We start from the raw sequence: 11526 nt of genomic DNA on the forward strand, positions 1-11526 counted from the left end.
AATTAATTGGCATTAAATAAAGGAGTGCCACTAAAAACAGAAACGAAAAAATTATTATAATAATGCTTGTCTTATACTCATATTAAGCAGATTCAGATATAAAGATGAATGCGATCATTAAATAGATGAGAATATCAAATCAAGTGCGCTAAAAAAATGATAATATATTGTGCTTAAGAGGTTTAAAAAACAGTCAGAGCTATTGAAAAGGAATATAAAAGTGAAAAAATGTTTAGCGCTTATTTTTAGCCTATTACTGCTAACTGCCTGTTCCCCGTCAAATAGCAATGAAAATAAAAATCAGTTTACTTTTTCTCAGGGCGGTTTGTATTTTTCACAACGTTTAATTACCAACTGGGCCGAAGAGATAGCTCTGCCCGTTTGTCATGAATGCACCAAACAAACAGATAAAAAATACACTGCAGATGGGCCCATGTTATTCAGACAAATTAATAATGGCAATGGTGATTTAGTCTTCCTTTATGTTACGGGTGCGCAACATAACTTTGCTTTGAAGACAGGCAGCGCTCAATACTCAGTGCATCTGAAAATGGCAGATAAAAAACTCTCATTATCCGTTAACCAGCAACAAATCCAGCTTAAACTTAATGATATAATTGAATTGAAATTAGGTACTCAAAACTACTCCATTTTATTGGAAAAGCTTAAATTCATCAACGACGAAACACAAAGCTTAGCCTCGAAACCCGCTCGCTATCAGGCCAATATTCTAATCTGGCTAAATAATAATTAGTGCACAGATACTTGCGATCATTGACGCGTATTTAAGCAATAACCTTCACCTTAATGCCCTTTTCTGCAAGTTTCCCCGAAACAGCGCCGCGCCGCCAAGCCAACCGCATCAAGACTGGAATAAGGAATTAAATCAAGTAAACACTTCTAAAACAAAACGTTACAAATCCAACCAAAAAGTTCACATTCCTGCTAAGTGCAGGCCTATTTTATTATTCGATTATCACTTTCCGCAAACAGATCGCTGCAGAATACAACACATTTTGTAAGCCCCCACATGAGCGTTCACAGAAAAGATCATTCTATCGAGCCAGATCTCATTTTAGGGGGGGGGGAATAAATAGACTTATTGCAAATAATCAGTACACAAGATGCCGGATTTCTGATCGAGGTTCATTGCAATAAGGAGATACATGGAAAACCGTTGGCAAATCGCTTTATCTGCAGGACTTCTTGCGGCAGTCTGGTGCGGCATTGCAGATACATTTCATCTCGTTACCTGGGTAGGTTTCTTAGGTTGCAGTACCTACTTTGCACAGCCTAAAACAGGGTTCAATGGGGTTGTTGTTAGCTGGTGCACCAATCTCTCCGGTGTTTTCTGGGCATGGGTGGTGATCAGCGCAAGTAGCTACTTTGATACACAACTGATGGGTTACCTTTTTACCGGCCTAGCAACCACTGTAATGTGCCTGCAGGCTAGTTATCATAAATTATCTTTTATTCCAGGGGCTTTTATCGGTTGCTGCGCAACATTTGCGATGGGTGGAGAGATTGCTAATCTCCTACCTGCATTAATTATTGGTGCACTGCTTGGTTATGCGATGACGTTGCTTACTTCACAATTTGTTCGTCTCACGATTAAGCTAAAAAAGGCCACAAAAATGACGATAAAAACGTTTATGACATCCCTTGAATAGTTTATCCATTTGAAATTTTACTAGATAGAAGAAACTGTCGGTTAATGTCGAGCAATAATATTGTAAAACATATTTGCTGCGGTTCTTCTCTTAATAACTTACCTTGGTAGTGAATATGAAACAGATTAAATTTAGAAAAATAGATGCCCTAATGATAAAGCTAAGTCTAAACGGCAAGTTTTTTGTACTTTGCGCAATGGTGGCAGTTATTACCACCAGTATCGCATTAGTAAATGCGCGCTATGCTGAGCAGCATGCTGCAGATAACTCTTACGCAAGAGCACAATCTATGGTCGATACGTTTGCTCAAATCGCATCAAAACAAAACCTGACTGGCGATGATCTGGCGCAATTTTCCGTACGTCAAGGCTTGCAGCTCGGCAAGCAGATCAAGTCATCCCGGCAAGGGGATTTACTGACAGTATCAGCCCCCGTTGGTCGTCACTATCTGCAATTAAGTCGCAATGTGAGTCAATGGGAAAAATCGGCACTGGATGACGCCCGTACAATGTTATGGGTTGCTTTGCTCGGTTTATTACCTCTTTTTCAATTGAGTTACTGGACATCAACCTCCCTTGGTGGTGGTTTATGGGATATGTATATCGCCATAAAACGGCTAGCCGATGGTGATCTTTCACAGCGACTGAATTTCTTCGGTGTAGACGATTTTAGTATGATCGCAACTGAAATTGATCGCAGTGCAAATAATATGAGTGAGATGGTAACGGCAATAGGAAGAAATTCAGCCACCCTTACGCAAGCGGCTGATGAATTTAATCAACAAGCGCAGCAAAGCGATGAGTTGATTGGTCTGCAACATCAATTTTTAGATACGGTGGCAGTTGCCATGGAGCAGATGACGGCCGCAATAGAAGACGTATCCCGTAATGCCGCCAACACTTCCGATCAGACAAAAAACAATTCCAACCAGGCAGAGTCCAGTAAGGAGCAAATTTCTGATGCGGTCGTGCGGATTTCAACCTTGGTCGATACAATCAATTGTGCATCGGATTCTGTTGCACAACTTTCCAACAATGCATCCGAAATTGGCGCTGTAGTTACCACCATTAACGCCATTTCAGACCAGACCAATTTGCTTGCGTTAAATGCGGCAATTGAGGCTGCCCGAGCCGGTGAGCAAGGGAGAGGATTTGCTGTGGTTGCCGATGAGGTAAGAACGTTAGCTGGCCGAACTCAGCAAGCGACTGTAGAGATTCAATCTATGATTGAAGGTTTACAATCAGGCTCTGCGACGCTCTCTACAGTGACCCATGAAATCGTTGACCAAGCCGATCAAGGTCGCAAATCTATTATTTCTGTCGGAGAGGATGTCGACTCAATGGCCAGCTCAACTAATGATCTGTTTGATATGAGCGCTCAAATCGCAGCATCAGCAGAGGAGCAGAGTGTTTCGGCTCGAGATATCGCGATACAGCTCAATGATATCCGGGCACAGTCGGAAACGATTAAACAGACAGCACAACGCTCATTGACATTAGCATCGGATCTTAGCCAATCGTCGATAGCACTTGAAGGGATCTTAAAACAATATCGATTGTGAATGGAAGCTCAATAACCATTTAATCACACGCTGAAAATTGAAGACCTAAAGAGAATAAATTTAAGACAATAAAAAGCCGAACAGATGTTCGGCTTTTTATTGTCGGTTTAAGTCTGTAGCAAGCGTTGTCCTAATTAGTTAGCGGTAATATTAATTTCAACTCGACGGTTAGCTGAACGCCCGGCCGTTGTATTGTTGCTTGCTATCGGACGACGCTCACCATAGCCTAATGTACTTAAACGGCCCGATTTAACGTTTTGTCGAATAAGGTAGTCAGCAACAGATTCTGCTCGGCGCTCGGAAAGGGTCAGGTTTGACTCTGAGCTGCCCACACTGTCGGTATGGCCAATGATAACTAATGATGATTTTGGATATTCATTGAGCACCTTGGCAACACCATTTAACGTAGAAAAAATACTGCTGCTTAAATTATAACGGCCCGTGTCAAAACCAATACCGCGTGCCATGATAAGTTGCAGTTCATTCTCCCCAACACGTATAACCTGCACGCCGGAATTTAATAACTCTTGGCGCAGTGCCGCTTCTTGTTGATCAAAGTAATACCCGATTCCGCCACCGATAGCAGCGCCGCCGACAGCGCCGATTATAGCCGCATTTTTCTTACCTGTGGCAGCCCCCGCAAGCGCACCTGCAACCGCCCCACCAATTGCGGCTTTTGTCGCAGTATTCATCTCTTGTTCACCCGTTGTTGCATTTTGACGAGTCGTACACCCGGTTAATAGAGTGACTAAAATTAATGCGGCAATTGATTTTTTATTCATAATAACAACCTTTTTTTTCTAGATAATAGTTGCACTTTATTGAAAATAAAAGATCTCGTAGAGCGTGAGTTATTTATTCAAAATAAAGCAGGTTTCTTTACGAAAAACATAATAATTGTAGGCCATTTTTTTCACTTATTACCATCAATTACCCCTATTCTCGTTTTTTACACCTTTTAATTGATCTTTTTGGCGGTGATCCTCACCCGTTAACCTTTGGGGGCTCTATTCTGTTTAGACTTATAACTGTTGCTCTTCCTCTGCTGGTTTTTCATCTGCTTTGGAATTCTTACTGGCTTATCTCGCTGATGCACTGCTGACTGGCGCTTTTTATTGATATGCGGCTCACTATTGCCAATTTGTTGCTTATTAGGCCGGCGTAATTTATTACGGTTATTCAGCCTGCTGTCATTTTTTTTGTTATCCGTTAATTTATTACGGTTATACAGCCTGTTGTCATTGTTTTTGCTATCCGTTAATTTATTACGGTTATTCAGCCTGCTGTCATTTTTTTTGTTATCCGTTAATTTATTACGGTTATTCAGCCTGCTGTCATTGTTTTTGCTATCCGTTAATTTATTACGGTTACGCAGCTTGCTGTTTTTGTTATCCAGTATATGCTGACGCTCATTTTTAGGCTGCAAGCGGCTTGGAGCGGGCCCGTTATTATGCGCTTGAGGCTGACTGCCTATCCTATGCTGCGGTTTATAATGCCAGCGCTGCGCCCCCTGACTAGTCATTATCTGCTTGCGGTGACGATAGTGATTTGAGTTGTGATGATTAATCACAAGAATATGGTGTTTGTTCCAATTAAAGGTACTGAAGTAATAGTTGAATGTGATATGTACCGCGCTGCTCCAATAAAAGTGACCATGCCGGCGCGGTGCATAATAGGGATGCGCAGTCCAATATACGGGTGGATAGTTATACCAGTGCCAATGGCCATAGACGACTATTGGATTGTAATAGGGAACATAGATAATCTCTTTTTGAGCTGATTCGATAATAATCTGCTGGTCAACGCGAGTGACTGACATATACTGCATTTCTGCCAAACTACCTGCCTGATCGGCTTGCTGTCTTAGTGACTGAATACCGGCAAGTAGCCCTGCCTCATCCTGTAAGAAAGCATTCCCGAGTTTTTGTGTCCAGACTAAATCATCACTGAGTTTGTTCAGTATATTTGGAAATGCCAATAGCGCGATCACGCTTGGATCCCAGTTTTTATCTCCCGCCTTTTTTATTGCCAGTCTTGCATCAAGATGGCGATTTGCTGCTGCCCATCTATTGGCCTGCACTATCTCCAGCGGGTAGGTTGAGGCAATTAAGATATGCGTCAGTAAACTGTCCGGATACAAAGCGATAGGCGCGAGCATCTGTGCCAGCTCAGCTTCACTGTATTGAGTCGCTTCGTTATATCCCTCTTGAGCATAAGCATCCGTAATAAGAACAGCGGGTGCAGCGATTAATATTAGCGTACCTATAAAGGTGCTAATTAATAAGCTATGTCGTGCTAACGTGAATTTATTCATATCTCCTCCAGCCTTTTTTATGACGCTAAAAGTATTATAAATAATCAAAGATGAACACAGGCTGAATGAGCGGATTTAAAATGCACAAGATAGTAGTTTAGGGGATCAATTAGCAGTTAGCCGTAACTGCTCGGCCCAAACTTGTTGCAGACTCCTCTTTTAAAATTATATGTTTGGCAACGGCGCTTTCAGCTCGCGGCTAAACCAATGCAGAGCCAAAGCTGAGCACAAATTTAGCACCACCGAGTGTCTCCGATCTTGTAACCGATAGTTGGCCGTTGTAGCTGTCGCTCAGATCGCGAACAATAGCCAGACCTATACCATGGCCCTGCTGGTAGGAATCAGCGCGAATACCACGCTCGAATATCTGTGTTTGTTGTTCCGGGCTTAACCCGCTGCCATCATCTTCAACCATAATGACCAGCAGATTTTCATTCGCTGTTACGCTTAATAAAACCGCAGATTTTGCTGCTTTGCACGCGTTATCTAACAAATTACCGACCATTTCGGTCAGATCGGCCTCGTCACCTTTAAAGATAGCTTGGGGATCGATATTCTCGCTGATCAATATTTGCGGCTCACGATAAATTTTTGTTAAGGTTCTGACCAATTTATCCGCTACCGGTTTGACCTTGATTCCTAAATGCCAAGAAGATCCTGCCGCAGTTTGAGCCCGTTTTAGTTGATGACCGATAATACGGTTAATTATCGATACCTGCTCGATTGAAGTGCGGCTTAATTCAGTTTGACTTTGAATCACTGCCAGCGGTGTTTTCAAGCTGTGCGCCAGATCTGAGAGCGCATTGCGATAGCGTTTACGTTGACTTTGTTCGGTATTGAGCAATGCATTGAGTTGGCAGGCAACTGCTTGTAACTCAGTGGGATAAATTTCATCTAGCTGCTTGGCACGCCCTTTTTCAATATCGCTAAGCTCTCGGGTGAACTTGCCCAGCGGCTTTAAGGTCCATAACAACCACCCTATCTGCACAATAACCAGCAGCACAGTTAAGATAAGCAACCAGCTCCAGAGTTGTTTACTAAATTTATCAACCTGCTGCTGAAAATCGGCCTGATCTTTAATGATATGGACAGTAATTGGGAATGCTGAAGGGCGTTCCTGGTCACTGCCGGATTGAGCGGACGGCTGTGCGAAGCTGGCCGCGAAGCTATAAAGCAGGTAGGGCTTGCCTTGAAGTTCAATCTCGGAAAATTCACTTTGACCCGTAGCAGGATGCGGCAAGTAACTCGGCGCCTCAAACCCCAGATATGAACCAGAGCGCCACATTATTCGCGGACCAGCAGTATTTATATTGTCTGGTTGCTTGCCTGACGTCGAGATAAGCGCATACAAACCAGACTCAATAACATTAAATTGATTCTCTAATAAACGCTCCGGCATAAGTAATTGATTGTTCTCCACCTCAGCCACTGCAAGTACGGAAAATAGATAGGCACGAAGTTCATTTTTAGCGACACTTTTTACCTGCTGCTTGAACGCATCGTTGAGTGTGACTCCTATTAAGGGCATCAACACTAATATTAACAGTAAAGCGCTGACCATAAGGCGAGCTTTAAGGGAGTTTAAAACGGCGCTATTTTTAAGCGAATTGCCGATTTTTCCTGTCATTAATCATTATCCGCTATTTTCAGCAAGGGCTTAAGACGGTAACCTTGCCCCCTTAATGTCTCGATAAGCCCATATTCATTATCCGGATCCAGCTTTTTTCTTAAACGCCGGATAAAGACCTCGATCACATTGGAATCTCTGTCGAAATCTTGATCGTAAATATGTTCGGTCAGTACCGTTTTAGATTTCACTTCTCCGGGGTGGAGCATCAAGAACTCAAACAGTTTATATTCGTAGCTGCTTAAGGTAATGATCTGGTCACCTTTTTTCACCTCCAAGCTGCTGGTATTAATACTAAACAGCCCATTATCAACAACCGGACTGGTTTTACCCGCAGCACGGCGAATCAGTGCTTTTAGCCGCGCCACCAGCTCTTCCGGATGAAATGGTTTAGTAAGGTAGTCATCGGCTCCCGCATCCAGCCCTTCTACTTTATCTTGCCAGCTGTCTCGTGCTGTTAAGATTAAAATAGGGAAATCTCTCTGTTGTTCGCGAAGCAGGGTAATTAACGTTATACCATCGAGTTTAGGTAAACCCACATCGATAATTGCAGCGTCATAATTATATTCAGTACCTTGAAAAAGGCCTTCTTTTCCATCAGATGCGACATCAACCGTGTAATTAAATTTGATTAGTTGGTGCTTAAGATTGCTCTGCAGAGAGAGATCATCTTCTACTAAAAGTACACGCATTTATCTACTCCTTCACCGAACCATGATTTTTGGGTATACATAGATTAATTTCTGCTGATACTGCCAGTCTGAGCATCCACAGATACATAAAAGACCAGCCCCTCTGATATCAGCTTAACTTTGTAACCCGGATGTCCACCGACTTGGGTCGATTGCGCTTTAAGAACCTGACCTGGATAGCGCTGTTTTACCAGCTGAATCGCTTGCTCACGACTTCTGACCTTAAGTTGTTGCGCGTTTTTCTGCGATGATGGCTCTGCCGTTGAGTGTTTTCCTTTGGCGGCTGATGCCGCTAAAGGGAACAGTAGGCACAGGATCAGAGTCAATAAAGAAGCCATTTTCATTAAGAGTATCCGCCTTTACTTAAAAGTGTTGTATCTGTGTAATTAATGCGTTTGTTATTAATACTGTTGCTATGGCGCTAGTCTAATTAAGAAACATCAATATGTCATCCGAGTTAGATGCCTTGTGCATAATAACCGATTGTAGATGAACACTAACTGAATGAAGGTAGCTTGTGTATATCTGTTAACTGATTATTTAGACGCCTTAAAAAAGATAGAATCTTTGTTAATAAAAAAGTTGTTCATAGACTAGCCATTATTTACCCTGCTTTAACTGTCTAGCAAAAGATCGGCAATAAACTGTATCACCATACGGTTGCTGGAGAGAGGCTTGGGAACGTATACTCTCTCTATTTGTAACCCCTTAACTTATATTCGAGCGTTCATCAATGTCACAAAGCAATATAAAATTCATCGCAGCCGATATGGATGGAACTTTATTAGATAATGAAGGGTGTTTATCCCCTGATTTTTTTGAACTGTTTCAACAATTAGAACAAAGAGAGATCATGTTTGCCGCAGCTTCCGGGCGTCAATATTATAGTTTGCTCAACATTTTTTATCAGGTGAAAGATCGCATAATGTTTATTGCTGAAAACGGCACGTTAGTTATGCATCAAGGCAAAGAGCTCTACAGCTGCACAATCGATACTGACTCAATTCATCGTATTATCAAAGAAGCGCGATTAATCAAAGGCGCACATATCGTTTTATGTGGTAAGAAATCTGCCTACATTGAGACACAAGCACCTCATGCAATTGAGGAGATAAAAAAATACTACCATCGTTGTGACTATGTAAAAGATTTACTTGCGGTTGAAGATCAGTTTATTAAAGTTGCTATATGCCATTTTGATGGTTTACAGGAACTTGTCTATCCACCAATTTATGAAAAATTTAATGCCAATCACAAAGTAGTGGTCAGTGCCAAAATATGGCTTGATGTGATGAATATCAAGGCATCAAAAGGTGATGCAATCAAACATTTGCAAGAAACATTAAAGTTTAGTTTTGAGCAAACAATGAGTTTTGGTGATTACTTTAATGATATTGAAATGCTGCAAGCGAGTTTTCATTCTTATGCTGTAGAAAATGCGCATGAAAAGGTAAAAACTTTTGCCCGTTTTAGTGCGCCGAGTAATAGTGACGCCGGCGTTTTAAAGGTTATTAGAGAGCACCTTCTCTAATTCAAATAATTCTAAAAAAATTTAACACTGTCTATTAAAATTATGACGTCGACTTTATGCCAAACCGAGATAGGCCGCCATGTCGCGAACGCCCATTGTGCCTGACTACAAAGGTAGAACAGGCAATTTTTTGCTTAACCTTAGCACCATCAAGCACGCTTAATTTATGAATGCTCTTTACAAAAAGAGCATGCTATAAATCAACTTCAGCCTATTTGCTTCTCATATCCAAAATGGGCATATTTCCGCTGCCAAGTATTGTGGCAGGCAATTTTCCGTCCCAATTTTGCGCTTCCGTTAATTTGATAATTAACGGATTGTCTCCAAGTGCCTTAGCTTTTGCAGTGATCGCCTCTGCTTCCGCCAAACCTTTTATACGTATTGATTGAGCTTCTGCAATCGCCACTAATTCAATACCGTCAGCCTTAGCTTTTGCTGTGTTAACACCTCGTTGTGCCTCAAGATTCTGTCTTGCTAATTTGTGTTTTTCCGCATCAGCAAGATTTTTTTCTGTTTGTTTTGTTTCTATTGAGGTTAGATATTTTGCCGGCAATTTAATATCTTCGATTTGAATATTATCTACAGTAACAGGGAAATCTTTCATCTCTTCAATAAAATTAGCTTCTATCGCTTGAATGGCTGATGCTCTATCTTGAATTAACCTTTCTGCATCATACTGAGGAATTACATCTTTAGTTGCCGATCTGAACCTCGGGTCAAGTATTCTGTTTTCAAATTGTGCTAACCCGCCGTATTGCTTGTACAATTCTAATGCTGCCGATTTTTCAACAGTCCAGTTAACTGAAACTGTAATCGTCACCGGCATTTGCTCTTTCGTACTTGATGCCATGCGCTCTTCATTCTTACGCGTTCTCACTTCTATCTCTTCTACGCTATCAATAAAAGGGGCTTTAAAGTGCAATCCTGGACTAACTTGCTTTTGAGCTTCACTAAATCGCTTTACAATACCTATATGACCTTCGTTTACGGTATAAACCGAGGCATAAAAACTCACGATGATAATTGCAATAATTGCGACAATACCAATCGAAACATTCGGTTTTTGAATATTCATACTTTCTTCCTTTCGTTAAATTACTCTAGTTAAATTGCTTGCATTAAATACACGTTTAATCTGCGTACAATGCCATCAAAAAGAGTTAAGTCAATGAATATAAATACAAATATTAATTACACATAATATTTGTATTTACTCAAACCCTGCTCTTTACTGACAAAATAAAAAGCTGGCGCTTAGTAATTTACAACCGGCTAATAATAGCGTCATAACTGCTTTGCCAATGTTGCATTTTTCACTGTACTTCATAAGTAGAAATATTAAAGGCTTCAAGGGTATGCTGAAGGCGCGGTTGCGGCGAGGGGAAGCAGTTTTACAACTGTTTCAAAAACACTTAATCTTTATTGTTATGATTTACTGCTATTTTAAGTTGTTACATTGAAAACGAATTTAATGGCTCTGTATTAGTACGGTTGTAAAACTGCACAGAGTCCCAATGATGGAACTCTGCAAGCGCAGAACAGCGCATCCCTATATTTGTCTTTGCAGGGCTTTAATCCTTTTTTCAAGGGGTGGATGACTCATCAGCAATTCTGAAACTTTCCGTTTACCACTGATACCGAAGGCAGCTAACTGACCATCGAGATCGCTTTCGACTCTATCACCTTGTAACCGCTTTAAGGCATTAATCATTTTTTCTCTGCCCGCTAAATTCGCCCCGCCTGCATCGGCACGGAATTCACGGTAACGAGAAAACCACATCACGATAAGACTGGCCAACATACCGAATATTATCTGAAACGCCATTACCGTCATAAAATAAACGAAATGGTTATCACTGCCCCGACTTACCGCCCTTGCAACTATGCGCGCAAAGAAAAATACAAAGGTATTCATCACTCCCTGAAGCAAGGTCATAGTGACCATATCTCCGTTAGCGATATGACTCATTTCATGTCCGAGCACAGCTTCAGCTTCATCGGAACTCATATTTTGTAATAAACCACTGCTTACCGCCACCAAGGCATTATTTTTGTTCATACCGGTCGCAAATGCATTAATTTCAGGAGAGTTATAGATGGCGACTTCCGGCATTCCGACACCTGCTTTGGC

General features: G+C 41.4%; 11 protein-coding genes. 4 read left to right on the forward strand and 7 right to left on the reverse strand.

The genetic code is table 11. The annotated features are described in order from the left end of the window. The first annotated feature begins 220 nt into the window (after positions 1-220). The 3 genes from ACJAT7_RS15180 (at position 221) to ACJAT7_RS15190 (ending at position 3231) form a co-directional block, all read left to right on the forward strand. Positions 221-754: a hypothetical protein gene (locus ACJAT7_RS15180; RefSeq protein WP_415227645.1), complete on the forward strand. Its 534-nt coding sequence runs from the start codon at positions 221-223 to the stop codon at positions 752-754. A 412-nt stretch (positions 755-1166) separates the two neighbouring features. Then, positions 1167-1670, forward strand: a complete 504-nt coding sequence (locus ACJAT7_RS15185) for a DUF1097 domain-containing protein (protein WP_415227646.1) — start codon at positions 1167-1169, stop codon at positions 1668-1670. A 115-nt stretch (positions 1671-1785) separates the two neighbouring features. Continuing rightward, positions 1786-3231, forward strand: coding sequence for a methyl-accepting chemotaxis protein (locus ACJAT7_RS15190; protein ID WP_415227647.1), 1446 nt, complete (start codon positions 1786-1788; stop codon positions 3229-3231). A 134-nt stretch (positions 3232-3365) separates the two neighbouring features. On the opposite strand, the gene ACJAT7_RS15195 is transcribed toward ACJAT7_RS15190, so the two are convergent. From ACJAT7_RS15195 to ACJAT7_RS15215, 5 genes are all read right to left on the reverse strand, one after another. After that, positions 3366-4013 carry an OmpA family protein gene (locus ACJAT7_RS15195; protein WP_415227648.1) on the reverse strand — a complete coding sequence of 216 codons (648 nt, stop codon included), beginning with the start codon at positions 4011-4013 and terminating at the stop codon, positions 3366-3368. A gap of 209 nt (positions 4014-4222) precedes the next feature. Continuing rightward, the gene (locus tag ACJAT7_RS15200) at positions 4223-5545 is read right to left on the reverse strand and encodes a DUF3300 domain-containing protein (protein WP_415227649.1); all 1323 of its coding nucleotides are present in this window, start codon (positions 5543-5545) and stop codon (positions 4223-4225) included. A gap of 199 nt (positions 5546-5744) precedes the next feature. Continuing rightward, on the reverse strand, positions 5745-7172 hold the full coding sequence (locus ACJAT7_RS15205) for an ATP-binding protein (protein WP_415227650.1): 1428 nt from the start codon (positions 7170-7172) through the stop codon (positions 5745-5747). Beyond that, a complete protein-coding gene (locus ACJAT7_RS15210; RefSeq protein ID WP_415227651.1) occupies positions 7172-7864 on the reverse strand; it encodes a response regulator transcription factor in 693 nt (230 codons plus the stop codon). Before ACJAT7_RS15210 ends, ACJAT7_RS15205 begins: the two co-directional genes overlap by 1 nt. Before the next feature lie 44 nt (positions 7865-7908). Further along, positions 7909-8208 (reverse strand): PepSY domain-containing protein, encoded by a 300-nt coding sequence (locus tag ACJAT7_RS15215; protein ID WP_415227652.1) that lies wholly within the window; start codon positions 8206-8208, stop codon positions 7909-7911. A 389-nt stretch (positions 8209-8597) separates the two neighbouring features. Between ACJAT7_RS15215 and ACJAT7_RS15220 the strand changes: the two genes are divergently transcribed. Continuing rightward, entirely contained in the window at positions 8598-9395 is a 798-nt protein-coding gene (locus ACJAT7_RS15220; protein WP_415227653.1) for an HAD family hydrolase, read from the forward strand. A 211-nt stretch (positions 9396-9606) separates the two neighbouring features. On the opposite strand, the gene ACJAT7_RS15225 is transcribed toward ACJAT7_RS15220, so the two are convergent. Next, complete coding sequence (locus tag ACJAT7_RS15225) at positions 9607-10470, reverse strand: prohibitin family protein (RefSeq protein ID WP_415227654.1); 864 nt, start codon at positions 10468-10470, stop codon at positions 9607-9609. A 474-nt stretch (positions 10471-10944) separates the two neighbouring features. After that, positions 10945-11526 (reverse strand): protease HtpX (gene htpX, locus ACJAT7_RS15230; protein ID WP_415227655.1); only part of this gene is annotated, 582 nt, incomplete at its 5' end.

The organism is Psychromonas sp., from assembly GCF_047632995.1.
Taxonomy (GTDB): Bacteria; Pseudomonadota; Gammaproteobacteria; order Enterobacterales; family Psychromonadaceae; genus Psychromonas.

Bases quoted from the DNA above. Each gene is read 5' to 3' on its own strand.
- ACJAT7_RS15225 (WP_415227654.1), bottom strand. From the start codon at position 10,470: ATGAATATTCAAAAACCGAATGTTTCGATTGGTATTGTCGCAATTATT.
- ACJAT7_RS15200 (WP_415227649.1), bottom strand. From the start codon at position 5,545: ATGAATAAATTCACGTTAGCACGACATAGCTTATTAATTAGCACCTTT.
- ACJAT7_RS15205 (WP_415227650.1), bottom strand. From the start codon at position 7,172: ATGACAGGAAAAATCGGCAATTCGCTTAAAAATAGCGCCGTTTTAAAC.
- ACJAT7_RS15185 (WP_415227646.1), top strand. From the start codon at position 1,167: ATGGAAAACCGTTGGCAAATCGCTTTATCTGCAGGACTTCTTGCGGCA.
- ACJAT7_RS15215 (WP_415227652.1), bottom strand. From the start codon at position 8,208: ATGAAAATGGCTTCTTTATTGACTCTGATCCTGTGCCTACTGTTCCCT.
- ACJAT7_RS15220 (WP_415227653.1), top strand. From the start codon at position 8,598: ATGTCACAAAGCAATATAAAATTCATCGCAGCCGATATGGATGGAACT.
- ACJAT7_RS15195 (WP_415227648.1), bottom strand. From the start codon at position 4,013: ATGAATAAAAAATCAATTGCCGCATTAATTTTAGTCACTCTATTAACC.
- ACJAT7_RS15210 (WP_415227651.1), bottom strand. From the start codon at position 7,864: ATGCGTGTACTTTTAGTAGAAGATGATCTCTCTCTGCAGAGCAATCTT.
- ACJAT7_RS15190 (WP_415227647.1), top strand. From the start codon at position 1,786: ATGAAACAGATTAAATTTAGAAAAATAGATGCCCTAATGATAAAGCTA.